The sequence below is a fragment of the Rhodoferax koreense genome (genome assembly GCF_001955695.1).
Classification (GTDB): Bacteria; Pseudomonadota; Gammaproteobacteria; order Burkholderiales; family Burkholderiaceae_C; genus Rhodoferax_B; species Rhodoferax_B koreensis.
Window position 1 is genome coordinate 3805076 of record NZ_CP019236.1, and the last position, 24842, is coordinate 3829917.

22 protein-coding genes are annotated in these 24842 nt (G+C 68.4%); 6 read left to right on the plus strand and 16 right to left on the minus strand.

Going from position 1 to position 24842, the window contains the following annotated elements:
• Positions 1-60: 60 nt before the first annotated feature.
• Both RD110_RS17625 and RD110_RS17630 read left to right on the plus strand, forming a co-directional pair.
• Positions 61-996 (plus strand): LysR family transcriptional regulator, encoded by a 936-nt coding sequence (locus RD110_RS17625; protein ID WP_076200710.1) that lies wholly within the window; start codon positions 61-63, stop codon positions 994-996.
• A 165-nt stretch (positions 997-1161) separates the two neighbouring features.
• On the plus strand, positions 1162-1755 hold the full coding sequence (locus RD110_RS17630) for a response regulator (RefSeq protein ID WP_076200712.1): 594 nt from the start codon (positions 1162-1164) through the stop codon (positions 1753-1755).
• A gap of 53 nt (positions 1756-1808) precedes the next feature.
• Here RD110_RS17630 and RD110_RS17635 read toward each other — a convergent pair whose 3' ends face one another.
• The 11 genes from RD110_RS17635 to RD110_RS17685 all read right to left on the minus strand — a co-directional run bounded on the left by RD110_RS17635 (position 1809) and on the right by RD110_RS17685 (position 11848).
• Entirely contained in the window at positions 1809-2087 is a 279-nt protein-coding gene (locus RD110_RS17635) for a type 1 periplasmic-binding domain-containing protein (protein WP_157900235.1), read from the minus strand.
• On the minus strand, positions 2084-2350 hold the full coding sequence (locus RD110_RS17640) for a hypothetical protein (RefSeq protein WP_076200715.1): 267 nt from the start codon (positions 2348-2350) through the stop codon (positions 2084-2086). Before RD110_RS17640 ends, RD110_RS17635 begins: the two co-directional genes overlap by 4 nt.
• A 105-nt stretch (positions 2351-2455) precedes the next feature.
• On the minus strand, positions 2456-3250 hold the full coding sequence (locus tag RD110_RS17645; RefSeq protein ID WP_076200716.1) for an SDR family oxidoreductase: 795 nt from the start codon (positions 3248-3250) through the stop codon (positions 2456-2458).
• Between the two features lie 81 nt (positions 3251-3331).
• Positions 3332-4243 (minus strand): DMT family transporter, encoded by a 912-nt coding sequence (locus RD110_RS17650; protein ID WP_076205192.1) that lies wholly within the window; start codon positions 4241-4243, stop codon positions 3332-3334.
• Between the two features lie 49 nt (positions 4244-4292).
• Entirely contained in the window at positions 4293-5639 is a 1347-nt protein-coding gene (locus tag RD110_RS17655) for a DUF3422 family protein (RefSeq protein WP_076200718.1), read from the minus strand.
• 100 nt (positions 5640-5739) lie between these two features.
• Positions 5740-7251, minus strand: a complete 1512-nt coding sequence (locus RD110_RS17660; RefSeq protein ID WP_076200720.1) for a tripartite tricarboxylate transporter permease — start codon at positions 7249-7251, stop codon at positions 5740-5742.
• Between the two features lie 13 nt (positions 7252-7264).
• Positions 7265-7753, minus strand: coding sequence for a tripartite tricarboxylate transporter TctB family protein (locus RD110_RS17665; protein ID WP_076200721.1), 489 nt, complete (start codon positions 7751-7753; stop codon positions 7265-7267).
• A 108-nt stretch (positions 7754-7861) separates the two neighbouring features.
• Entirely contained in the window at positions 7862-9661 is a 1800-nt protein-coding gene (gene tfpB / locus RD110_RS17670; RefSeq protein ID WP_076200723.1) for a type IV pilus assembly ATPase TfpB, read from the minus strand.
• 2 nt (positions 9662-9663) lie between these two features.
• Positions 9664-10398, minus strand: a complete 735-nt coding sequence (locus RD110_RS17675; protein ID WP_239467059.1) for a class I SAM-dependent methyltransferase — start codon at positions 10396-10398, stop codon at positions 9664-9666.
• A 41-nt stretch (positions 10399-10439) separates the two neighbouring features.
• A complete protein-coding gene (locus tag RD110_RS17680; protein ID WP_076205195.1) occupies positions 10440-10979 on the minus strand; it encodes a DNA-deoxyinosine glycosylase in 540 nt (179 codons plus the stop codon).
• A 2-nt stretch (positions 10980-10981) separates the two neighbouring features.
• Positions 10982-11848, minus strand: a complete 867-nt coding sequence (locus RD110_RS17685) for a TatD family hydrolase (protein ID WP_076205197.1) — start codon at positions 11846-11848, stop codon at positions 10982-10984.
• Between the two features lie 153 nt (positions 11849-12001).
• On the opposite strand from RD110_RS17685, the gene RD110_RS17690 reads away from it, so the two are divergent.
• The 4 genes from RD110_RS17690 to RD110_RS17705 all read left to right on the plus strand — a co-directional run bounded on the left by RD110_RS17690 (position 12002) and on the right by RD110_RS17705 (position 16193).
• Positions 12002-12940 carry a S1C family serine protease gene (locus RD110_RS17690; RefSeq protein ID WP_076200726.1) on the plus strand — a complete coding sequence of 313 codons (939 nt, stop codon included), beginning with the start codon at positions 12002-12004 and terminating at the stop codon, positions 12938-12940.
• A 27-nt stretch (positions 12941-12967) separates the two neighbouring features.
• Positions 12968-13975: an AAA family ATPase gene (locus RD110_RS17695; RefSeq protein ID WP_076200728.1), complete on the plus strand. Its 1008-nt coding sequence runs from the start codon at positions 12968-12970 to the stop codon at positions 13973-13975.
• Positions 13976-14088: 113 nt separating this feature from the next.
• Positions 14089-15084: a DUF58 domain-containing protein gene (locus tag RD110_RS17700; protein ID WP_076200729.1), complete on the plus strand. Its 996-nt coding sequence runs from the start codon at positions 14089-14091 to the stop codon at positions 15082-15084.
• A 17-nt stretch (positions 15085-15101) separates the two neighbouring features.
• Complete coding sequence (locus tag RD110_RS17705) at positions 15102-16193, plus strand: VWA domain-containing protein (RefSeq protein WP_239467060.1); 1092 nt, start codon at positions 15102-15104, stop codon at positions 16191-16193.
• 18 nt (positions 16194-16211) lie between these two features.
• Here the strand turns inward: RD110_RS17705 and RD110_RS17710 are convergent, their stop codons facing one another.
• From RD110_RS17710 to RD110_RS17730, 5 genes are all read right to left on the minus strand, one after another.
• Positions 16212-16901: a TVP38/TMEM64 family protein gene (locus RD110_RS17710; protein ID WP_076200732.1), complete on the minus strand. Its 690-nt coding sequence runs from the start codon at positions 16899-16901 to the stop codon at positions 16212-16214.
• Positions 16894-20853 carry a non-ribosomal peptide synthetase gene (locus RD110_RS17715; RefSeq protein ID WP_076200734.1) on the minus strand — a complete coding sequence of 1320 codons (3960 nt, stop codon included), beginning with the start codon at positions 20851-20853 and terminating at the stop codon, positions 16894-16896. The genes RD110_RS17710 and RD110_RS17715 overlap by 8 nt, the downstream gene beginning before the upstream one ends.
• Positions 20841-22619: a cyclic nucleotide-binding and patatin-like phospholipase domain-containing protein gene (locus RD110_RS17720; protein WP_076200735.1), complete on the minus strand. Its 1779-nt coding sequence runs from the start codon at positions 22617-22619 to the stop codon at positions 20841-20843. The genes RD110_RS17715 and RD110_RS17720 overlap by 13 nt, the downstream gene beginning before the upstream one ends.
• A 234-nt stretch (positions 22620-22853) precedes the next feature.
• Positions 22854-23540 carry a lipoprotein-releasing ABC transporter ATP-binding protein LolD gene (gene lolD / locus RD110_RS17725; protein WP_076200737.1) on the minus strand — a complete coding sequence of 229 codons (687 nt, stop codon included), beginning with the start codon at positions 23538-23540 and terminating at the stop codon, positions 22854-22856.
• A complete protein-coding gene (locus RD110_RS17730; protein ID WP_076200738.1) occupies positions 23533-24792 on the minus strand; it encodes a lipoprotein-releasing ABC transporter permease subunit in 1260 nt (419 codons plus the stop codon). The genes lolD and RD110_RS17730 overlap by 8 nt, the downstream gene beginning before the upstream one ends.
• Positions 24793-24842: the final 50 nt, after the last annotated feature.

A 24842-nucleotide genomic window follows, 5' to 3' on the forward strand; every position in this document is an offset into this window, starting at 1 on the left:
GCGTTAATCTGTGAATTCGAAAATTCAGATCAACCCATTTGAAGAACAGATGAATCCGGCATGAACGTCTCGACGCGCCAATTGCAAGCCTTCGTGGCACTGGCCGAGCAACGCAGCTTCACGCGCGCCGCCGCCCTGTGCCATCTGTCGCAGCCGGCGTTCAGCGCCCTGATCGGCCAGCTGGAGGAAGCGCTCGGCATCCGCCTGTTCGACCGCAGCACGCGCCACGTGGCGCCGACCCCCGAGGGCCTGAGCTTCGAGATCTCGGCGCGGCGTGTGCTGGCCGAGTTCGACGCGGCACTGGCCGGCGTGGACGACCAGCTCGCGCGGCGCAGCGGCCGGGTGTCGATCGCGCTGCTGCCCTCGCTCGCCGCCGGCTGGCTGCCGCAGATCCTGCAGCGCTACCGTGCGCAATACCCCGGCGTGGAGATCGAGGTGGCCGACGTGTTGTCCGAGCCCTGCGTGGAACGCGTGCGCAGCGGGCAGGCCGACTTCGCGCTGGCCGCCATCCGCGCCGACACGCCCGAGCTGCGCGCAGAAGCCTTCTGCAGCGACGGCTTCCACCTGGTGTGCCCGGTCGGACATCCCCTGGCCACGCAAGCCGAGGTGAAGCCGCGCGACGTGGCGGCCTATCCTTTCATCCATATGGCGCGCACCAGCAGCGTGCGCCAGTACCTGGACGCCGCCGTGCATCCGCTGCAGATGCAGACGCTGATGGAGGTCGACCAGCTCGCCACGGCGATGGGCATGGTGCGCGCCGGCCTGGGCATCAGCCTGATGCCGGCGCTCACGCTGTTCCACTTCGCGCAGCCCGGCCTGGTGACGCGGCCCTTGAACTGGCCCGGCCTGACCCGGCGCATCTACCTCGTGCGCCGCCGCGACCGCAGCCTGTCGTTGGCCGCGCAGACGCTGTACGAGCAGGTGCTCGCCGATCCTCCGCGCGAGGCGCCCACGCGAACGGCAACGTCCGCCCCGCCCCGGCGCCGCCGCTCGTAAAGGTTCGCCCGGATGCAAACTTCGGCTTGACCACACGGGGGATGCGGCTGATACTTCGAACCTGATAAATGTTGTTACACATTGTCAATTCCTGATGATGTTCCCGCTGTATCGCCGTGCCGTGGCGCATCCGCTCCCCGCACGGCCGGCCTGTCTCCTGTTTCCATGATCACAAGCCTGCTCGATCTCTTCCATCTCTACCTCGTGCCATTCGTGATCGGGGTGCCGGTCGCCCTGCTGCTGCTGTTCCTCGGCACGCGCCGCAACGACCAGTTTTCCGACAACCACACGCCACCGCCGAGGCCGCGCGCCGTCGTCGCGCCGCCAGCCACGCCGCCTGCGCCACCTCCACCGCCCCCGCCGCCAGCCAAGCCCGCCATCCTGGTGGTCGACGACTCGGCCGTGGCGCGCGCCAAGCTGCGCAAGCTGTTCGAAGGCGCGGGCTACACGGTGGAAGTGGCCAACGACGGCGCCCATGCGCTCGACGTGCTGCCGAGCGCCCATTTCGCGGTACTGGTGACCGATCTGGAAATGCCGGTGATGGACGGCTTCCAGCTGATCGCCGCCGTGCAGGGCGCGATGGAAACCGAGGACTTGCCGATCATCGCCATCACCGGCCACGACGAAATGCAGGCCCGCGTGAACGACGTGAAGGGCCTGTATGGCATCTTCAAGAAGCCATGGAACGACAGGGAATTGCTCAAGCGGGTCGGCGCCCTGTCGACGCTGCGGGGCCCGGCGATGGCGCAGACCTCCTGAAGCGACACCGCACCGGCCGACCGCAACGCGCCGCGCCAGGCGGCGCGAAGTCCTCAGCGTTCGGTCAGCAGTTCCGCGCGCAGCTCCGCGTTGCGCGAAGCACTCGAAGCATCCATGAAATCCGGGCTGGGGGCAGCCGCGTCGCGGCGCAGCGGTCCGCCTAGCAGCAGGCGAACGGCGCAGCCAAGCCCGGTCACACCGCCTGCCACCCACAGCCAGGAAGGCAGGACCGGCGCCCCCTCGCTCACCGCCAGCGGCAGACAGGCACCGGCCGCGCACAGGGCGACCAGCGCGCCGGCCATCTGCACAGGCATCTGATGACGGTGATTCATCGGCGGGCGGCCGCCGGGGCCTGCGCGGCGAAACGCATGTCGGCGTAACCGGGGCCGAGATCCTCGGCAAAGGCTTCGCTGCGGTAGAGCAGCGCCCGCTGGGCCGCTTCGGCATCGGCCAGGGCCGAAGCCCCGCCGAACACACCGACCGCGCCCGACTGCTTGTGCCAGAACGACCGCGCAGGGCGCGCGACCGGCCGGGCCCGGCCGGACGTGGAAGCGTTGGAAGGATGGGAAGGGCTCGGGGACAAGAAGCTGCGCATGGTGGTTCCTCGGATGGACCCAGGCAGTTTCGATGCCCCGTGTTTCAGCCGCATGGCATGCCAGCCGGGATTTGTTGCATTTGTAGCAACGCCGGCCGGTCGGCTTCAGAACGTGCCCGAATACGCTCCGCCATCCGCCAGGACGTTCTGCCCCGTCATGTAGCCCGCATGCACGCTGCAGAGGAACGCGCAGATGGCACCGAACTCTTCCGGGTGACCGAAGCGTTGCGCCGGGATGGCCTTCATGCGGACCTCGCGAATCGCATCGATCGGCTGGCCGGTCTTGCTCGAAGCGCTCTGCATGCCGCTCTTCAGGCGATCCGTGTCGAATGCGCCCGGCAGCAGGTTGTTGATCGTCACGCCCTTGGCCGCCAGCGAACTCCGCGACACGCCGGCCACGAAGCCGGTCAGGCCGCCGCGCGCGCCGTTGCTCAGGCCGAGCACGTCGATCGGCGACTTCACCGCGCTCGACGTGATGTTGACGATCCGGCCGAAGCCGCGCGCGGCCATGCCGTCCACCGTGGCCTTGATGAGCTCGATCGGCGTGAGCATGTTGGCGTCGACCGCCTTGATCCAGGCCTCGCGGTCCCATTCGCGGAAGTCGCCGGGCGGCGGACCGCCGGCATTGGTGACCACGATGTCGAAGTCCTTGCGCACCGCGAACACCGCGGCGCGGCCGGCCTCGGTGGTGATGTCGGCCGCCACGGCCTGCACCACGGCCGACACGGGACGCAGCGGATCGGCCTGCAGCGCAGCCGCGGTGGCTTCCAGCACCTCGGCGCCGCGCGCCACGATCACCACGTTCACCCCTTCGCGCAACAGCGCCTGCGCGCAGCCCCGGCCCAGCCCCTTGCTCGCGCCGCAGACCAGCGCCCATTTACCGGCGATACCCAGATCCATATTGGTTCCTTTTGTTGTGACGAAAGACCGGCGGGATCATACCCGCGGGTGTGTTTTGGCGTCGGCCGTGCATTTGGCCAGCTACACCTTCTGCTTGCGGTAAGTGAACACGAAAATCCCGGCCACCACCAGCACCGTGCCGGCTGCCACCCAGGCGGTGAACGGCTCGCCGAGGATGACCACGCCCATCAGGATGGTCGACAGCGGGCCGACCATGCCGACCTGGGCCGCGGTGCCCGCGCCGATCCGCTCGATGGCCATCATCACCATCATCACCGGCGCCACGGTGCACACGGTGGCGTTGAGGACCGACAGCCAGATCACCTGGGGCGCCACCGCCAGTGCCGAGGACACCGGCCGCAGCGCGATGAACTGCAGCAGGCAGCACAGGCAGGCCACGCCGGTGGCCAGGCCGACCAGCCGCAGCGAGCCCAGCCGCTGCACCATCTGCCCGCTGTAGACCAGGTAGACCGCATAACTCACCGCGCTCAGGAACACCAGCAAGGCGCCCCAGGCCGCATTCGCGCCCTGCAGCGAGATCTCGTGGCCGAACACCAGCACCGCGCCCGCATAACTGATGGCCATGCCCAGCACCTGGCGGCGGGTGATGCGCTTCCTGTAGAGCAGCCAGCCCAGCCCCATCACCAGCGTCGGGTTCAGGTACAGGATCAGCCGCTCCAGCGAAGCGGAAATGAAGGCCAGGCCCGCGAAGTCGAGAAAACTCGCCAGGTAGTAACCGGTGATGCCCAGGCCGATCACACCGAGCCAGTCGCGGCCCGTCAGCGGCGGCTGGTTGCGGCTGCTCCACCAGGCCATCACCGCGAAGAACGGCAGCGCGAACAACATGCGGTACATGATCAGCGTGACCGCATCCACCCCGTACCGGTAGGCCAGCTTGACGATGATGGCCTTGCCGCTGAAGGCGATCGAGCCGGCCAGGGCCAACAGAACGCCGCCCGTCATGCTTTTGATAGCAGCCTTCGCAGGCACCATCTGCGCCGCAGGCACTTTTTCCTTGTATTCGACAGTCACGGAACAATGATCACTTCGAAGCGTGGAACATCCGGTGGTGCAGCCGCCGCAGCGACCACCACACGGCGGCGGCCACCAGCGGAATCGCCACCGCGGCCGTGCTCTCCGGGCTCCACGGCCAGCCGATGGCGTGCGCGCCCTTGGCCAGGTAGCTCACGAGGCCGACGATGTAGTAGGTGATGGCCGCCACAGACAGCCCTTCCACCGTGGCCTGCATTTGCAGCTGCAGGCCCTGGCGCGTGTTCATGGTGGTGAGCAAGGCCTGGCTGCTCTGCTGCTGCTCGATCTCGACCCGGGTGCGCAGCAGATTGCTCATGCGCGAAACCCGCTGCGACAGCGCGTCCTGCCGCCGCGTGGCCCATTCGCAGGTGCTGCGCGCGGGCGTCAGGCGGCGGTCCATGAATTCGCGGATGGTCTGCATGCCGGCCAGCCGGGATTCGTTGATGTCGGTGATGCGCTTGTCGACGAGCTCGAAATACGCCGCACTGGCCGAAAACCGCGAATGCGTGGCTGCATACTGACTCTCCACCTGGCCGGCCAGCCGGGTCAGCCGGTCGAGCAGCTGGGGCTCGTCGTCGCGGTTGGCGGTGCGGATGGCGTCGGCCAGCGAGGCGAGCTCGCGCTCGGCGAAGGCCAGCACGTCCGCGGCCTCGCGCGCGGCGGGCAGGCCCAGCAGCGCGGCCATGCGGTAGGTCTCGATCTCCAGCAGGCGCTGCACCAGGCGGCCGAGCCGGCGCGGCGACAGCGTGGCGACGTCCCCCCCGGCGCCCTCCTCCGCCTGCGGGCCACCGGCCAGCAGCACGATGCGCGAAAAGCCATCGGCATGGATGGCGAAGTCGGTATAGACCTCGCCATGCCCGCCGGCCACGCTGGAGGCCACCAGCGTGTCCTCGAACAGCACCTGCCGTACCCTGGCGCCGTCGGCCGCAAGGGCCGGCAGCGCCCACAGGTGCAGGCTCACCAGGCACTGGCCGGGCAAGGCGGCGAACCAGTCCTGCGGCACGGCCTGCGCCGCGGTGACGGGATCGCGGCCGAACACCTGCGCGGCGGCCGAAGCCGGCTCCAGCGCCCGCATGAAGGTGTAGGTCACGAACTCGGTGTGCATCTCCCAGCGCAGCCGGAACGGCCCGACGTCCATGCGGATGTGGGTGGAGTGCGCATCGGGCTGGGCCAGGTGGTGGTCGCGCAGCAGGGCCGCCACATGCGCCCGGCTGGCCTCCCGGCCGGCCGCGTCGCAGACCATCACCACATGGGAGATGGCCAGCGGTGCCGCCATCGCCTCGGGTGGACGGGCGTGGATTTCGTTGTGCAGCGCCGTGCGTTGCGGATGCTGCGGAGGATGGGTCGTGGATGCCATGGTCGATCCGGATTGTGACCGACGCGCGCCCCGGCTGGTCCCGCCGCCAAAGAAAAACGGCACCCGTGGGTGCCGTTCGATGGGGTCGCCGCGCGGGGTGTCAATCCTCGACGAAGGCTTCCTCGCGCTTGTTCTTCACCGCGGGCAGCAGCACGATGATCACCAGCAGCGCGGCGGCAGCCAGCAGGCCGGCCGACAGCGGACGCGTGACGAACACGCTCCAGTCGCCGCGCGACAGCAGCAGCGCACGGCGCAGGTTCTCTTCCATCATCGGGCCCAGGATGAAGCCCAGCAGCAGCGGCGCGGGTTCGCAGCCGAGCTTGTTGAACAGGTAGCCGATGAAGCCGAAGATGGCCACCATCCAGATGTCGAAGGTGTTGTTGTTCGTCGAGTACACGCCGATGGCGCAGAACAGCACGATCGCCGGGAACAGGAAGCGGTAGGGCACGGTCAAGAGCTTGATCCACATGCCGATCAGCGGCAGGTTCAGGATGATCAGCATGGCGTTGCCGATCCACATCGAGGCGATCAGGCCCCAGAACAGCTCGGGGTTGCTCGTCATCACCTGCGGACCAGGCTGGATGTTGTGGATGGTCATCGCGCCCACCATCAGCGCCATCACGGCGTTGGGGGGAATGCCCAGCGTCAGCAGCGGGATGAAGGAGGTCTGCGCACCGGCGTTGTTGGCCGACTCGGGGCCGGCCACGCCGCGGATGTTGCCCTTGCCGAAGGCGACTTCGCCCGGCTTCATGCGCATCTTCTTCTCGAGCGTGTAGGCCGCGAAAGCCGCCAGCAGCGCACCGCCGCCGGGCAGGATGCCGAGCGCGGAACCGAGCGCCGTGCCACGCAGCACCGCGGGCGTCATGCGCTTGAAGTCGTCCGCGGTCGGCCACAGGCCTTGCACGTTGGCGGTGAACACTTCGCGCTCGTCTTCGGGCTGCGACAGGTTGCTGATGATTTCGCCGTAGCCGAACACACCCATGGCGATGGTCACGAAGCCGATGCCGTCGGTGAGTTCGGGGATGTCGAAGCTGAAGCGTGCCACACCCGAGTTCACGTCGGTGCCGACCAGGCCCATGAGCAGGCCGAGCACGATCATCGCGATCGCCTTGAGCAGCGAACCCGAAGCCAGCACCACGGCGCCGATCAGGCCCAGGATCATCAGCGAGAAGTATTCGGCCGGGCCGAACTTGAAGGCCAGTTCGGTCAGCGGCGGCGCAAAGGCGGCCAGGATCAGCGTGCCGACGGAGCCCGCGAAGAAAGAGCCCAGGCCCGCGGCGGCGAGCGCCGGACCGGCCCTCCCCTGGCGCGCCATCTGGTAGCCGTCGATACAGGTCACGACCGAGGACGATTCACCCGGCAGGTTCACCAGGATCGCGGTGGTGGAGCCACCGTATTGCGCGCCGTAGTAGATGCCGGCCAGCATGATCAGCGCCGACACCGGCGGCAATGCGTAGGTGGCGGGCAACAGCATGGCGATGGTGGCCACCGGGCCGATGCCGGGCAAGACCCCGATCAGCGTGCCCAGGATACAACCGATCAACGCGTACAGCAGGTTGATCGGCGTGAAGGCCACACCGAAACCGAGCGAAAGATTTGCAATCAAGTCCATGTTCTATTTCTCCTCAACCGGTGATGAAGGTCGGCCACACCGGAATCTGCAGCTTGAGCAGAACGATGAACGCAAGGTAACTGCCCACAGCCAGGATGGTGGCCAGGATCAGCACTTCCTTGAGCTTGAAGCGCTCGCCCGCCATGCTGGAGATGATGGTCAGCGCGTAGATCGCGGCGATCATGCCCATGGCCGGCACCTTGATGCTCGGCAGGCCGCCAAGCAGCACGCCGAACGCTAGGTTGGCGCCGAGGATGAAGAAGATTGGCTTCCAGGCCCACTTGCCGATCGGGTCACCGCCTTCGGTCTCCACCACCAGCGAATTGAAGATGATGATGAGCCCCAGAAAGGCCATCAGGATGCCGAGCATCAACGGAAAGTAACCCGGGCCCATGCGCGCCCCGTTACCCACCGTGTATGTTGTCGCGCCCCAGGCAAACGCAATGCCCACGACGCTGAACATGACGCCAGAGAAAAAATCCTTCTGACTTTTGATTTTCACGTGTTGTTCCCTCGAGGAATTTCGATGGGGAATTGTGGTCCGCAGGCATGCGCCACCGGATGTGGATTCCACCTACCGGGTACCTCGGGAGAACCCGGAGAAGGCTGGCTATTCCAGCGGCGGGGTCGCGCTCAACACTTCGCCGATCGTGGTCAGCCCTTCGGCCACGCGCAGCGCACCGGCCAGCCGCAGCGGCCGCATGCCATCCTTCACCGCCAGGCGGCGCAGCGCGTCCATGCTGGGCGCCTGGTTGACCTGCGCCTTGAAGGCCTCGTTCACGGTCAACAGTTCGTACAGGCCCATGCGGCCCATGAAGCCGGTCATGCGGCAGTCCACGCAGCCGACCGGCTTGAACGGCGTGTAGCTGCCTGTGGCATTGATCTTCCAGGGCTTGATCACCTCGTTGAGGTTCTCGCGCGACAGCGCCTCGTCCGGCGCCTTGCACTGCTTGCACAGCGTGCGCACCAGGCGCTGGGCCAGCACGCCGAGCATGGTGGCGTTGAGCAGGTAGGCCGGCACGCCGAGCTCCATCATGCGGGTGATGGCCGAGGGCGCGTCGTTGGTGTGCAGCGTGGAGAACACCAGGTGGCCGGTGAGCGCGGCCTGCACCGCCATCTCGGCCGTGGCGAGGTCGCGGATCTCGCCGACCATGATGATGTCCGGGTCCTGGCGCATCAGCGCGCGCAGGCCTTCGATGAAGCCGAAATCGAGCTGCGCCTGCACCTGGGTCTGGTTGAACGACGGCTCGATCATTTCGATCGGGTCCTCCACCGTGCTCACGTTGACCTCTTCGGTGGCCACGCGCTTGAGCGTCGAATACAGCGTGGTGGTCTTGCCCGAGCCGGTGGGCCCGGTCACCAGGATGATGCCGTGCGGCCGCTTCACCAGCGCTTCCCAGCGCTCGGCGTCGTGCGGCGCGAAGCCGAGTGCATCCAGGTCCTTCACCGCCGTGTCCGGGTCGAAGATGCGCATCACCATCTTCTCGCCGAAGGCCGTGGGCAGGGTCGACAGCCGCATTTCCACTTCGTCGCCGCGCGGGTTGCGGGTCTTGATGCGGCCGTCCAGCGGGCGGCGCTTTTCCACCACGTCCATGCGGCCGAGCAGCTTGATGCGGGCCACCATGGCGTTCATCACGCCCATCGGCATCTGGTAGACCGGGTGCAGCACGCCGTCGATGCGGAAGCGGATCACGCCCTGCTCGCGCCGCGGCTCGAGGTGGATGTCGCTGGCCCGCTGGTTGAACGCGTATTGCCAGAGCCAGTCGACCACCTGCACCACGCCCTGGTCGTTGGCGTCGAGTTGCTTGTTGGTGCGGCCGAGTTCCACCAGTTGCTCGAAGCTGCCGCCGCCCGCGTTGCCGCCGGCCTTCTGCGCGATCTTCACCGACTTGGCCAGCGCGAAGAACTCGGCCGTGTAGCGGTGGATCTCCAGCGGGCTGGCCACCACCCGGCGCACGCTGCGGCGCGACTGCCGCTCCACCTCGCCCACCCAGTCGGTGATGAAGGGTTCGCTGGTCGCCACCACCACCTCCTGGGCCGTGACCTGCACCGGCAGCACCTTGTGCCGTTCGGCGTACACCGCGCTCATGGTGTCGGCCACCTTGCCGACCTCCACGCGCAGCGGATCGATGCGCAGGTAGGCCAGCCCGGCGCGGCCGGCCAGCCATTGCGTCAGCATCTCCACGTCCAGGGGCTTGCCATCGCTGGCGCGCAGCATGGCCACGCTGGCCAGCCGCACCAGCGCCGGCTGCGCGCTTTCGGCCTGCGAGCAACGCGCGATGGTGCGCTGCACCTCTTCGGGGGAGATCACGCCATCAACGCCGAGCCATTGCACCAGCAGGCGCCATTGCACCGGGCCGACGTAGTTGGCGGCATCGTGCTTCGCAGCGGGTTTCACGGTCGCCGTCATGTTCAGGCCTCGATGGGTTTGAAGACTTTCAGCCACTTCGGTGCCGGCAGGCCCCAGCGCGTCTGGATCGCATCGGCGCGCTCCAGCAATTCGGCGCGCGCCGGGCGGCTCGGCGTGCGCTGGGCCAGCACCACGGTGTTGCCTTCGCGCGTGGGGCGGAAGGCCCAGACCGCATCGGCACCGAAGGCCGCGCTGATCTTGGCCACGCTCTGCGGGTAACTCGAATCCTCGCCGAACAGGTTGACCGTCATGCAGCCTTCTTCGGTGAGCAGGCGGCGGCAGTCGGCGTAGAAATCCTCGCTGTCGAGCACCGGTGCAGCGGCGTCCTGGTCGTACAGGTCGACCTGCAGCGCATCCACCGTGCCGGCCCATTCGGCCTGCTGGATCTTCAGCGCGGCGTCGCCGATCACGATGTTCAGGCGCTCGTCGTCGGGCGGCAGCTTGAACCAGAAGCGGCAGGCCGACACCACCTGCGGGTTGATCTCGATGGCGGTGGTGCACATGCGCAGCTTCTTGCGGCTGAACTTGGTGAGCGCCGCGGCCCCCAGGCCGAGCTGCATCGCATGGCGCTTGGCCACGCTGCCGGGCGGCACGAACAGCAGCCAGGCCATCATGCGCTGCACGTAGTCGAGTTCGATGTCGAAGGGCGCGTTGAGCAGCATCGAGCCCTGCACCCATTCGGTGCCGAGGTGCAGCGTGCGCACGTCGCCGTAATCGGAGAAGTTGACTTCGGGCAAGGGCGCGGGACGGAGGGCGGTTTTACGGGAGGTCGACAAGATCAGAGAAGTCCATATTGTTCAAAGACGGCACGCCAGGCGGCGAGCTTGCGCTCGAAGCTCCACGAGGCATTCGCCGGGCTGGTGGAAGGCAGCTTGTGCACCGGCACGCCCAGCGGCTGCACCAGATGCGCGAAGCGGAAGCTTTCCGCGCCATTGTGCGCGACGGCCACGAGCCTCGGGCAGCGTTGGCGCAGGGCGGCGAAATCGTTGACCGCCGCGTTGCGGATGCGGCTGTCCAGGCTGCCCTCGCGTTCGCAACTGGCGTAGACGTCCCACAGGCCCAGCTTGTGGGCCAGCAGCCATTCGCAACGGAACGCATAACTTCCCCGGTATTCGGCCGGATCGCCCGACCCCAGCAGCGTGAACAGGATGCGCCACAGATGGTTCTGCGGATGGCCGTAATACTGCTGCGCACCGAGCGAGGCCACGCCGGGAAAGCTGCCGAGGATCAGCAGCCGCGTGTCGGGCCCCACCAGCGCCGGCAGGCCGACCAGCCGCTCGGGCAGCGCCTCGGCCGTCTGGGTCTTTGCTTTGGGCACCTTCAAGCCACCGTCTCGCGCAGCAGGGCGGCCAGCCGAGGCAGCGCCACGAGCGCGTTCGCCGTGGTGGCGGCGGCCAGCGGTTCCGGCGCGAGGCCGCGCAGTTCGGCCAGCACCCCGCCGATGCGCGGCAGTTCGGCCGGCGAATTGACGCCTTGCGGCTTGCCTTCGGCGCGCTCGGCGGCCGTGGCGTAGAGCCAATGCGGCGGAATGTCGGGCGCGTCGGTCTCCAGCACCAGGGCATCGAGCGGCAGCTCGGCGGCAAGCCGGCGCAACTGGCGGGCAGGCTCGAAGGTCATCGCACCGCCGAAGCCGAGCTTGAATCCCAGGCCGATGAAGGCCTCGGCCTGCTGCGCGCTGCCGTTGAACGCATGCGCGATGCCGCCCAGCTCGCCCTCCCCCGCGGTGCCGACCGCGCGCAGGTGCTTGAGCACCAGGTCGGCGCTGCGCCGCACGTGCACGATGACCGGCAGGCCGTGGCGCCGCGCGAGTTTGAGCTGGGCGCGGTAGAAGTGCTGCTGGCGCGCGAGCATGGCGGGCTCGGCCAGCGCGGGCACGAACTGGTCGATGCCGATTTCGCCGACCGCCACCAGGCGCGGATCGTCCCGGTGCCGGGTCAAGGCGGCGTCGAGCTGCGCCAGCGCGTCGTCGGCCGCGCTCGGCACGCACAGCGGGTGAATCCCCAGTGCGTAGGCATCGCCCGTGCGGTGCGCCAGTTGCCGCACGGTGTCGAAATTGAACACGCCGACGGCCGGGATGACGCACATCGCTACGTTTTCGGTAGCAGCCTTCGCCCGTGCAGTCAGCGCTAGCGCGTGATTTGGCCCGAACTCCTGGGCGTCGAGGTGGCAGTGTGTATCGATCCACATGGTGGCCACACTGTAGCGCCCACGCAGGGGGAGGCCGGGGCGCGAATCCCGAGGGCGCCGGCGGTCCATGCGCGCAAGGGATGCACTCGCACAAAAAGCGTGGTAACGTGAATTTCGCCAGTCTCCTCGTCTTCAACGATCACAGGTGTACGCATGCGCAGGCCAGCCCTCTACAGCAGCTCGAGTCGTTCCGCGCCAGGCCCCGAGGCTTCGGCTGCGCCTGCCGAAATCGCGTCGCCAGCCGCGCCTGAAGCGGCATCTCCGGCGGCTGCCACAGCGGCAGGCAGCCGCAGAACGCGCAAATTCCATCTCTCGCACCCGCGCGTTCTGTGGTCCGTCATCGGCGTGCTCGGTGCCGGCCTGCTGGTCAGCCTGGGCCTGCTGCTGCGACCGGCCAGCCACCAGCTCACACAGAAGGACATCGACAACGCGGTGATGCACACCCTGGCCAACAATGTGCTGCCTTCGGCCGCGGCCAAGGCGGCCGAAGCCGTGCGGCCGGCGGTCGTGCGGGTGATGGGCTACGTGAAAGGCAAGGACGGCAAGGAAGACGTGGAGCACGGCGTGGGCACCGGCGTGGTGATCGTCGACAAGGGCATCATCCTCACCAACCTGCACGTGGTGCAAGGGGCCGACCGCATCAAGGTCACCTTCTTCGACGGCCTCGAATCCACCGCGTCCGTCACCGGCATGCAGCCCGAGAACGACCTCGCCGTGCTGCAGGCGCACAAGATTCCCGACGACATGATCGCCGCCACCATGCGCTCCACGGCCGATCTCGCGCCCGGCGACGAAGTGGTGGCCGTGGGCTTTCCGTTCGGCATCGGGCCGTCGGTGTCCTCGGGCGTGATCTCGGGGCTCAAGCGCAGCTTCCGCTCCCCTGAAGGCAAGCAGGAGATGAGCAACCTGATCCAGTTCGACGCCGCGGCCAATCCCGGCAATTCCGGCGGCCCGCTGGTCACGATGGACGGCGAGGTCGTCGGCATCGTCACCGCCATCCTGAACCCGACGCAGCAGCGCACCTTCATCGGCATCGGATTCGCCGTGCCGATCGAGAACGCGGCATCCGCCGTCGGCCTGCACCCCTTCTGAACACATCTCTTCGAAAAGGACCCGCGCATGACCTCCGCCACCACGCCCACCACCGACACCGCGCAGCTCATGGAGCAAATCCTCTACGAAGTCAAACGCGTGGTGGTCGGGCAGGACCGGTTCCTGGAACGCGTGATGGTGGCGATCCTGGCGCAGGGGCATCTGCTGGTCGAAGGCGTGCCCGGCCTGGCCAAGACGCTCACGGTGAAGACGCTGGCCAACACCGTGCAGGGCGGCTTCAAGCGCATCCAGTTCACGCCCGACCTGGTGCCGTCCGACCTGGTCGGCACGCGCATCTACAACCAGAAGAGCGGCGACTTCGCGACCTCGCTCGGCCCGGTGTTCACCAACCTGCTGCTGGCTGACGAGATCAACCGCGCCCCGGCCAAGGTGCAGAGCGCGCTGCTGGAGGTGATGCAGGAGCGACAGGTGACGATCGCCGGCGAAACGCACAAGGTGCCCAACCCGTTTCTCGTGATGGCCACGCAGAATCCGATCGAGACCGAAGGCACCTACCCGCTGCCCGAGGCCCAGGTCGACCGTTTCATGATGAAGGTGCTGGTCGACTACCCGACCGACGACGAGGAATTCGTGATCGTGCAACGCGTCACCGGCCCGGCGGTGAACGTGACGCCGGTGGCCACCACCGAACAGCTCGCCGCGCTGCAGGCCGAATGCCGGCGCATCTACGTCGATCCTTCGCTGATGCAGTACGCGGTGCGCCTGGTGTCGGCCACGCGCAAGCCCGAGGCGCATGGCCTGAAGGACATGGCACGCTACATCACCTTCGGCGCGAGTCCGCGCGCCACCATCAACCTGGTGGAGGGCGCGCGCGCGCTGGCCATGCTGCGCGGACGCACCTATGCGCTGCCCGAGGACATGACGGACCTGGTGCCCGACGTGTTGCGGCATCGCCTGGTGTTGACCTACGACGCCTTGTCCGAGGGGCTGAGTTCCGATGCCCTGATCGGCAAGCTGATGGCCAAGGTGCCGCCGCCTCCCAAGCCGCTGGAACATGAAAAACTCGCCGCTTGAATTTGGCACACCCCCAGGTTGCGCACTGCGTGCCGCGCCCACCCCTTGCAGGGGGCAACACCTGCGGCCCGGCAAAGCCGGTTCCGCGGTGTTCCCCGTGAAGAGTGACCTCAATGAGAAAAGCTGAATCGCCAACGACCCCATCTGTCGCGGAAAGCGCCGACCACATCCTGCGCCGGCTCGAGTGGACGGTGGTGCGGCGCCTGGACGGCCTGCTGCAGGGCGACTACCGCACGCTGTTGCGCGGCACCGGCATGGACCTGGCCGACCTGCGCGAATACCAGTTGCACGACGACGTGCGCCACATCGACTGGAACGTCACGGCCCGCCTGCAGGTACCGCATGTGCGCGTGTTCACCGAAGACCGGGAAATGGCCGCCTGGTTCCTGCTCGACCTGAGCCCCTCGGTGGATTTCGGCTCGGGCGAAAGCGCCAAGCGGCAGATCTCGGCCGAGTTCGTCGGCGTGCTCGCGCGCATGCTGACACGCCACGGCAACCGCGTCGGCGCGATGCTCTACGGCGCCGGCGTCGACACCGTCCTGCCCACGCGCAGCGGGCGCACGCATGTGCTGCACCTGCTCAAGGCCATGCAGCAGCGGCCCGAAGGCGCGTCCACCGGCAAGGTGACCCGGCTGCAGGACCTGCTGCAATCGGCCGCCAACCTCGTGAAGCGGCGCTCCACGGTGTTCGTGGTCTCCGACTTCATCAGCGAGCCCGGCTGGGAAAAACCGCTCGGCCAGCTGGCGCAGCGCCATGAGGTGGTGGCGGTGCGCCTGCTCGACCCGATGGAGCTGGAACTGCCCGATCTCGGCCTGATCCCCATCGTCGATGCCGAAACCGGCCAGCAGTTGCTGGTCGACACCGCCGACGCCGGTTTCCGCAAGCGTTTCGCGCGCATCGCCGCGCAGCGCGAGGCCGACCTGCGCGACAGCCTGGGCCGCGCCGGCGTGGACACGCTGGAGCTGTCCACCGACGGTGACCTGGTCGAGACCATCGTGCGCTTCACCGACCTGCGCAAACGCCGCAGCCGGCTGTCCGCCGGTGCCTCGGCGCGGGTGCCGTCGCATCTCTCCGCGCACTTCGCTCCCGGCGCGGCCAGGGCCGCCTGAGCCCGAAGGAGCCTCCGATGCAAATGCCCCCACTGCCGAACTTCAACAACTTCCCCGTCACCTTCCTCTGGCCCAGCCTGCTGTGGCTGCTGCTGGTGCTGCCACTGCTGGTGCTGCTCTACGTGTGGCTGCTGCGGCGCAAGAAGAAGATGGCGTTGCGTTATGCCAGCCTGTCCATCGTGCGCGAAGCGATGGGCCGCGGGCAGAGCTTTCGGCGGCATGTCCCGCCCGTCCTGTTCCTGCTGGCGATCGCCGCGATGCTGGTCGCCGCGGCGCGGCCGATGGCGGTGATCGCCCTGCCCTCCTCGCACGAAACCATCATCCTGGCCATGGACGTTTCGGGCAGCATGCGCGCCACCGACGTCAAGCCCAACCGGCTGGTGGCCGCACAGGAAGCCGCTAAAGCCTTCATCGCCGAACTGCCACGCACCGTGCGGGTCGGCATCGTGGCCTTCGCCGGCTCGGCCCAGGTGGTCCAGCCGGCCACGCTGAGCCGTGAAGACCTGGTGACGGCGATCGACCGCTTCCAGCTGCAGCGCGCCACCGCCATCGGCAGCGCCATCGTGGTCTCCCTGGCCGAAATCTTCCCCGACGCCGGCATCGACCTCACCAGCATGACCTATGGCCGCGATCGACCGCGCGGCTCGTCGATCGACGAGGTCGGCAAGAAGGACGGCAAGGACCCCAAGGCGTTCGTGCCGGTGGCGCCCGGCTCGTACAACTCCGCGGCCATCATCCTGCTCACCGATGGCCAGCGCACCACCGGCGTCGACACGCTGGAGGCCGCCAAACTCGCCGCCGACCGCGGCGTGCGCGTCTACACCGTGGGCATCGGCACGGTGGACGGGGAGACCATCGGCTTCGAGGGATGGTCGATGCGCGTGCGGCTCGACGAGGAGACCTTGAAGGCCGTCGCCACGCGCACCAATGCCGAATACTTCTACGCCGGCACAGCCGAGAACCTGAAGAAGGTCTACGAGACCCTGAGCTCGCGCCTCACGGTCGAGAAGAAGGAAACCGAGATCTCGGCCCTGCTGGCCATGGCCGGCGCGCTGCTGTCAGTGATTGCTGCCGGGCTGTCCCTGCTGTGGTTCAACCGGATCCTGTGAGCGGGCGCCGTACAACGGCTAGCGCCCGGCCTCGCCCCTGGCCAGCCAGCGCTTGAGCCCCCAGCCGCCGGCGCCGATCAGCAGCACCGTCAGCGCCACCAGGCCGATGGTCAACGGCCCCGGATTCTTCAACGCGTCGACGATCTGGCCGGAGAACAGGCCGATCAGCACCGTGCCCGGCGCCATGCCGAGCGCGGTGCCGAGCACCATGTCGCGCAGCCGGATGTGGGTCGCGCCGGCGATCATGTTGATGATGGCGAACGGCGCCACCGGCACCACGCGCACCGCCACCACCGCCCACAGGCCGTGCCGCGCCAGGCGCTGGCTCAGCGCATTGACCCGCTCGCCGGCCAGTTTCTGCATGGCCTCGAAACCCAGGAAACGGCCGACGCCGTAACTCGCAGCCGCGCCGATCAGCGCGCCCCCCATCACGCAGAAGAATCCTGCGACCGGCCCGAGCGCGACGAAGGTCACCAGGGTGAGGAAGCTCAGCGGCACGGCGATGGCGCTGGCCAGCGCGAAGCCGGCGAGCGCGGCCAACGGGCCGTAGCGCTGGCCGAGCGCCTGCAGGCCGTCGACGATGCGGTCCACGTTCAGCCATTCGCGCAGCGGCGACCAGCTCCAGGCCATGGCCAGGCCGGCCAGGACCAACAGCAGCAGGCCCAGGGCGAACAGCCGGCCGCGACCGCTGCCGCGTGGTTCAACCATCGGAACGGCGATTGGCGGCGACGGCCATCGGTGGTGCGGGTGGCAAGCTCGTATCCTCCAGGCGGGCGGTGACCACCGCCGCAAGTTCGTTGACGTGGCCGTTCTCGAAAATCGAGCCGTGCAGGCCTTTGATCTGGCGTTCCGCGAGTCGCCCCGGCATCAGCCGGCGCCACGGCCGGAAAAGCCAACGGCTCCAGCTCGCCAGGCCCGAGGACTTGACCAGCAGGGTCGGCCCATCATAGGCCGAAGGCTTATAGCCCTTCAGGGCCATCACCTGACTCACCAGGCCGGGGTCGTTGAACATCGCACCCAGCCGGCGGCCGTTCATGCTGAGCTCCTGCACGTGCAGGCGCCGCACCAGCCAGCCCGACAGCCGCCAGAATGCCGTGCCGCCCATCATCGAGGCCGGGTACGTGGTGTCGATCAGCATCAGGCCGCGCATCGGCACGCCACGCTGCTGCAGCAGGCGCGCCGCCTCGAGTGCCGCGATGCCGCCGACCGAGAAGCCGGCCAGGTAGCCGGGTGCGCGGCCGTGTGCGGCGATGCAGTCGGCGTACAGCCCGGCCAGGTCGTCAATGCGCTCGATGCCCCCGTTGAACGGCGGCTGCAGCATGTGCAGGTCGCAGGCGTTGCCCAGCGCACGGGCCAGGTTCTTGAAGCGCAGCAGGTCGCCGTGGCCGGAAGCGGCCAGGTACACCGGCACGCGGCCGGTATCGGCGCCGAGGTTGACCAGCAGGCCCGGCGGCGCGGCGTTGGCGTTGAGCGCGGCGGCGAGCTGTTCGATGGTCGGGTGTTCGGTGATCAGGTAGAGCGGCACCTTGCGCCCGACCAGTTCCTCGATGCCGGTGAGCAGGCTCACCGCGGCCAGCGAATCGCCGCCGAGGTCGAAGAAGTTGTCGTGCACGCTCAGCGGGCCGGTGTCTTCGCGGCCGAGCACGCCCTGCCACAGCGCCAGCAGCTCGCGCTCGTAGCGCCGGCTCGGCTGGCGCGCCACGCCGGTGTGGGCGCCGTGGCCGGGCTCGGGCAGGGCCTCGTAGTCGATCTTGCCGACGCTGCTCGACGGCAGCTTGGGCAGGATCTGGATGCCGCTCGGGATCATGTAGTCGGGCAGGCGCGCGCGCAGCACGCGCTGCAGGCCTTCCACCGTCTGCGGCTCGCTGGAAGCCACCCAGGCGTGGATCATCGGCTTGCCCTTGCGTTCGATGAGCTTGGCCGCGGCCTGCAGCACGCCGGGCACGGCCGACAGCGCCGACTCGACCTCGCCGAGTTCGATGCGGTAGCCGCGCAGCTTGATCTGCCGGTCCAGCCGACCCATGAAATGCAGGTTGCCGTCGCTGCCGAGCCAGCCGCGGTCGCCGGTCTTGTACATGCGTCCGCCGGGCCGGTGGGGATCGGCCAGGAACACCTGGGCGTCGAGATCCGGCCGCCTGAGGTAGCCGCGTGCGATGGCATCGCCGCCGATGTAGACCTCGCCGGGCACACCCAGCGGCATGGGCTGCAGCTGCGCGTTGAGCACGTAGATGCGCGTGTCGTCGATCGGCCGCCCGATCGGCAGCGCCACGTCGGTGCGGTGGTTCTCGCACTCCCAGGCCGTGGCGAAGATCGCGGTTTCGGTGGGACCGTAGACGTTGTAGAGCCGTGCGCCGGTCTCCTTCAGGAAACGGCTGGCTAGCTCTGGCGCCAGCACCTCGCCGCCGCAGCAGGCCACGCGCAGCTTGAGGTCGGGCCGGTGGCCGGCGGTGTCGAGGAAACGGCTCATCGTCGACGGCACGAAGGCCATGATGGTCACGCCATGCGCCACGGCGAAATCGGCCAGCGACTCCGGCAGCAGCCGGCCCGGCGGCGGCAGGGCCACGCTGGCGCCGTGGATCAGCGGCAGCAGCAGCTCGATCAGCGAGGGGTCGAAGGTGGCCTGGGTGGCCTGGGCCGAGCGGTCGCGCCAGTCCACGCCGTAGGCGCGCGACAACCAGCCGAGCCGGCGCGCGAGCGTGCCGTGTTCGATCATCACGCCCTTGGGCCGGCCGGTCGAGCCGGAGGTGAACAGCACGTAGGCCAGGTCGTCCGCGCCCGGCTGCACACCGGACAGGGCCGGCGGGTCCGTGGGCCCGGCGCCTTCGTCCACGGCCTGCAGTACCGTCCAGTCCACCTGCAGCACCTGCGCATGCAGCGGGCCCAGCGCCGCCAGCCGGCCAGGCTGCAGCAACAGGGCGACGGCGCTGCTTTCCTCGAGGATCGCCGCCAGCCTGGCCGCCGGCGCCTCGGGGTCCAGCGGCAGGAAGGCCGCGCCGGCCTTCGCGATGGCCAGCAGGCCAAGCACCATGTCGGCCGAGCGGTCGATGGCCATGGCCACGATGCGGTCGCGGCCCGCGCCGAGGGCGAGCAACTGGTGCGCGAGCCGGTTGGAGAGCCGCTCGAGCGTACCGTAATCGAGGCTGCCGCCGTCCCAGACCAGGGCCACGGATTCGGGCCGCAGCGCCGCCTGGTGCGCGAACAGGGTGACGAAAGGCTGCACCGATTCGTGGCTGGCCACGTCCTTGTGCAGGCCGTCGATCAGCGCCCAATACTCCTCCTGCGGCAGCAGCGCCACGTCTTCGATGCGGGCGGTGGCCTGCGTCATCGCGGTCTGCACCAGGTGCCAGATGCGCCGGCCCAGCAACTCCACTTCGCCGGCCAGGAAACATGCGGCGCTGGCTTCGAGCGCGAGCTCCACGTCCTGCTCGGCATGGAATTCGCACACCGTCACCCCCAGCGGGAAGCGGGCCTTGCCGGAGAACAGCTGGCGCGAATCGACCAGCACGGCGTCGCCGAAGGACACGGCGTAGTCCTGCCGCTCGAAGGACAGCAACACGTCGAACAGGCCTTCGCGGCGATTGCGCGAGAGCTCCAGCGTGCGCCCCATCTCGCTCAGCGGATAACGCGGATGGCGCAATGCCGCGCGCATGGCCGTGCCCACGGCGGCGAGCAGGCCTTCGATGGTCATGTCGGGCGTGGTCGCCACGCGCACCGGCACCACACCGACGAACATGCCCAGCGTGTCGGTATAGCGCCGCCCGCCGCGGTTCAGGCTGGGCACGCCGACCACCACCTCCGAGCGGCCGCCGACCCGTGCGAAATACAGGATCAGCGCGGCCAGGAAAAAGTTGAACGCGGTGCTGCCGCGCTCGGTGGCGACGCTGCGCAACCGGTCGTAGTCGGCGCGCGGAATGCGCTGCGCCGCGAGTTGCGCGGCCGGCAATTCGTGTGGCGTGGTCTTGGCGTAGCGGCGCTCGATCAGCGGCGGCGGCAGCGCGGGCATCTGCTCGCGCCAGTAGGTCTCGTCGCGCGCGAAGGCCACCGAGCCGCGGTAGGCGTTCGATTCCTCGATGAACTTCAGGTAACCCGGGTCGGCCGGCGGCGCCGGCTCGGTACCCAGGCGCAACGCGTTGTAGATGTCGCTCCAGCGGCGCATCACCTGGGAAGTGCCCCAGCCGTCCATCACCAGGTGGTGGAACTGGATGGTCAGGCCGTGCAGGGTGTCGCTGGCGCGCAGCAGTGCAAAGCGCCACGGCGGCGTGCCGTCGAGCACGAAGGGCACGGCCATGCGCGCCTGCCACCAAGCGCGCATCGCCGCCTGCGGGTCTTCCGCGGCGCTCAGGTCGACGACCTCCAGGTTCACCACGCCTTGTGCCAGCAGGCGCTGGCGGCCGTCGTGCATCGGCGCCAGCCGCAAGGCCTCGTTCTCGGAGACCAGCCGCGCCAGCGCCTGCCTGAACAGCGGCAGGTCCAGCGGGCCGGTGAGGAAGGCGCCGCCGCCGATGTTGAGGTGGGCGCTGCCGGCCCAGGTGCGCTGGTCGAGCCAGACCTCGTGCTGGCTCAGCGACATCGCCAGGCCGTCGTCGGCACCCGGATCGGGCGCCGGCCCCGCCGGCCCCGGCGGCATCAGGGCGGCATCGACGAGATTCAGGGCTTCCATGATGAGATGGCCTCGATCGCGTGGCGGTAGCCGACCTCGATGATCTCGTCAGCGCGTTTGTAGGCCATCAGCGAGAAATTCGCGACGGGCGGCTCGAGGTAATGGTCGGACTGCGCCACGGTGTGGGCGCGCTGGTTCAGGCCGCCGATGTGGCCGGCGCGGTACAGGATGTCGGCGATGCCGGGCGTGGGGTTTTCGGGCTTGCGGAAGAAGCCCTTGAGCGTGTGCCGTACGGACAGCCGGGTCAGCGACGGGTCCACGCCCATCTCCTCGCGCACGTCGACATCGATGGCGATGATGGTGCCGTTGCCGCGGCGTTTTTCGAGCGGCGTGCCCAGGCGCATGCGCATGGCGTCCACCGGCACGTTCTCCAGGATGGCGCCGTCGACCAGCAGGTTGCCTTCGTGCACCACCGGCGGAAACAGGCCGGCAGGCGAGTTGCTGGCCAGCACCGCGCGCCACAGCGGGCCGGTTTCCTGCACCGTGGTGCCGCCCTTGGTGAGGTTGCAGGCCGCCGCGAAAAAGGGGCGCCACAGGCCATCGACCTGGGTCTCACCGAACATGGCCTGCAGGTCGCGCTTCACGCGGCGGCCCGACACCAGCGAGATCAGCGGCAGGGTCAGCCGCTCGCCGCCGGTGGCGAAATCGCGCGTGCGGTCGCGGATCGCATCGAGCGAAAGGTCGCACGCGTACTGCGCACCGATCAACGCGCCCATGCTGTTGCCGCCGATCAGGTCGATCTCGATGCCGGCTTCGGCCAGCGCCCGCAGTACACCGAGATGGGCGAAGCCGCGTGCACCGCCGCCGCCCAGCACCACGCCGACCGCGCAGCCGCGCAGGAAGCGGGCCAGCCGTGCATGGTCGCCGCCGTGGCCGCTGCGGATCGGGTAGACGCGTTCCAGTTCCCGCCCGGCACGCCAGGCGTGGGTCGGGTCGGGCCGTGTGGTGATCGCCGAGTACAGCACCGCCAGGTGCTTTCGCTTCATCGCGAAACCCGGCTCCTGGAACAACTGCTGCTCCAGCACGCCGCGCTCGGTGGAAGTGCCGGCCGCGGCCACGAAGATCACCTGGTCCGCCTGGCGGAAGGCGCGCCGGGTCCATGCCGCGCCCGCGGCGTCGGTGCCGGCGTCGGTCTCGTACACCAGGAAATCGAACTGTTCCTCGAGTTCGTCGAAGCGGTCCTTGCCACCACCCTGGCCCTCGTGCGCCTGGCGGTCGCGCTCGGCGCCGGGCGTGAGGTGGTGGGTGCGGCCGGACTGGGCGAAAGCCGCCACCAGGCCGCGCGCCACCTCGGCGGCGTTCGCGCCCTCGTTCAGCGGGATCACCACGAAGGACTGCGCCTGGTGCCGCTCCACCAGCTGGCTCTTGTGGCGCAGGTGGTCGAAGATCGCCTGGGAGAAGACCCGGTTCAGGGCCAGCGCGTGGCGCTCCAGCAAGGCTTCGAAATGGCCGCGGTGGAGCACGGCCAATGTCGAGTCGCGCACCGCGGTGACGTCGGCGGTGCGTGGCTGGCGCAGGATCAGGCCGACCTCTCCCACGCTTTCGCCGAGCCGGATTTCGTTGTAGAGCAGCACGCTGCCGTCGGCCATGCGCCGCGACACGCGCAGGCGCCCGCTCACCACGAAGAACATGCTGTCGGCGGTGTCGCCCTCGCGCACCACCAGGCTGCCGCCGGGCACTTCCTGCAGTTGCAGCACGTCGGCCAGGTCGTTGAGCAGCACGTCGTCGAGCACGCCGAACACCCGGCTGTCGCGCAAGACCTGCAAGACCCGCGCCCTGAATTTCGCCTGTCCTAACATCGGAAAACATCCCTCCGTTCAGCCACCATCGGCAGAACCACGGCATACCTGAAGCCAGCATGCACGGCATTGCTTCGCATGGAAACCTTGGTTTACACAACGTTACCAGCTTAACCCAGGCTGGCGTACGGGGCAAAACAGGGTTTGCGCGAGCAATCCCGGGGAAAAAGTCACGGAACCGGCCCGTCGGGCCGGTCAAAGTCAGGCGGCGAACAGGCCCTGGTTCAGCCGCAGGGTGCGACCGCAGCGCGCGGCCAGGCTTTCGTCGTGGGTGACGAGCACGAAGGCCGTGCCCTGGTCGCGCGCGAGCTGCAGCATCAGCTCGAACACACCGTCGGCCGTGGTCCGGTCGAGGTTGCCGGTGGGCTCGTCGGCCAGCACGCAGGCCGGCTGCGTGACCAGCGCACGCGCGATCGCCACGCGCTGGCGCTCCCCGCCGGACAGCTCCGCAGGCCGGTGGTGGATGCGCTCCGACAGACCGACCGAGGCCAGCGTGCGCGTGGCCATCGCCGCCGCGTCGGCCGGTGCCATGCGGCGAATCCACAGCGGCATGGCCACGTTGTCGAGCGCGCTGAACTCGGGCAGCAGGTGATGGAACTGGTAGACGAAGCCCAGGTGCCGGTTGCGCAGCGCGCCCTGCTGCGCCGGACTCAGTTGCGCCAGCGCCTGCCCCTTAAGCTGCACCGTGCCGCTGGTCGGCGCGTCCAGGCCGCCGAGCAGGTGCAGCAGCGTGCTCTTGCCTGAGCCGGACGCGCCGACGATGGCCAGGGTTTCGCCGGCGAAGACCTGGAGTTCTACGCCCTTGAGCACCGTCACATCGAGCCGGCCTTCGGTGAAGCGTTTCGTGAGGCCGTGGGCCTGCAACACGATCTCTCTGGAATCATTCATAACGCAAAGCCTCCGCAGGGTTGACGCGGCTCGCGCGGAAGCTGGGGTAGATCGTTGCCAGGAACGCCAACACCAGCGAGATGATGGCAATCGGCACGATGTCGCCCTGCTGCGGGTCGCTCGGCATGCGGCTGATCAGGTAGACGTCGCGCGGCAGGAAGCTCGCGTGGAACAGCTGCTCCAGCGCCGGCACGATCACGTCGATGTTGAACGCGATCACCAAGCCCAGCGCCAGGCCGGCCAGTGTGCCGATCACGCCGACCATGGCGCCCTGCACCATGAAGATGCCCATGATGCTCTTTGGGCTCGCGCCCAGCGTGCGCAGGATGGCGATGTCGGCGCGCTTGTCGGTCACCGTCATCACCAGCGTGCTCACCAGGTTGAACGCGGCCACGGCCACGATCAGCGTGAGGATGATGAACATCATGCGTTTTTCGAGCTCCACCGCGGCGAACCAGGTCTTGTTCTGCTGCGTCCAGTCGCGGATCAGCAAATGGCCGCTCAGCGTGCCGGCCAGCTGCTGCGTGACCTCGCGCGCCTGGTGCAGGTCTTTCAGCTTGAGCCGCACGCCGGTCGGGCCTTCGAGCCGGAAGATGCGTGCCGCGTCCTCGATGTGCACCATCACCAGCGCCGAGTCGTATTCGAAATGGCCGGAATCGAAGGTGCCGACCACCGTCATCTGCTTCAGCCGCGGCACCACGCCAGCCGGGGTGACCTGCCCGCTCGGAGCGATCAGCGTGACCGGATCGCCCTCGCGCACGCCCAGGCTGCGCGCCAGCTCCACGCCCAGCACCACGCCGAAGCCGCCGGGCACGAGCTTGTCGAGGCCGTGGGCCTTCATCTCGCCGTTCACCAGGTCGGTGACCTCGGGTTCGAGCTTGGGATCGATGCCGCGCACGATGGTGCCCTTCATGTCCTCGCCGCGCGCCAGCAGCGCCTGCGTGGCGATGAACGGCGCCGCGCCGATCACCGACGGGTTGCGCCGCGCCTCGGCGATGGTCTGGTTCACGTCGGGCAAGGCTGCGCCCTGCGGCGCGAAAATCTCGATGTGCGAGACCACGCTGAGCATGCGGTCGCGCACGTCCTTCTGGAAACCGTTCATCACGCTGAGCACGATGATCAGCGCGGCCACGCCGAGCGCGATGCCCAGCATCGACACACCGGAGATGAAGGAAATAAAACCGTTTCGCCGCGTGGCGCGGCCGGCGCGGGTGTAGCGCCAGCCAACCATCAATTCGTAGGGGACTTGCATCGATTGTCGGAAGTCAACTTCCAGGCAAAGCGATGATTGTGGCATCCCCG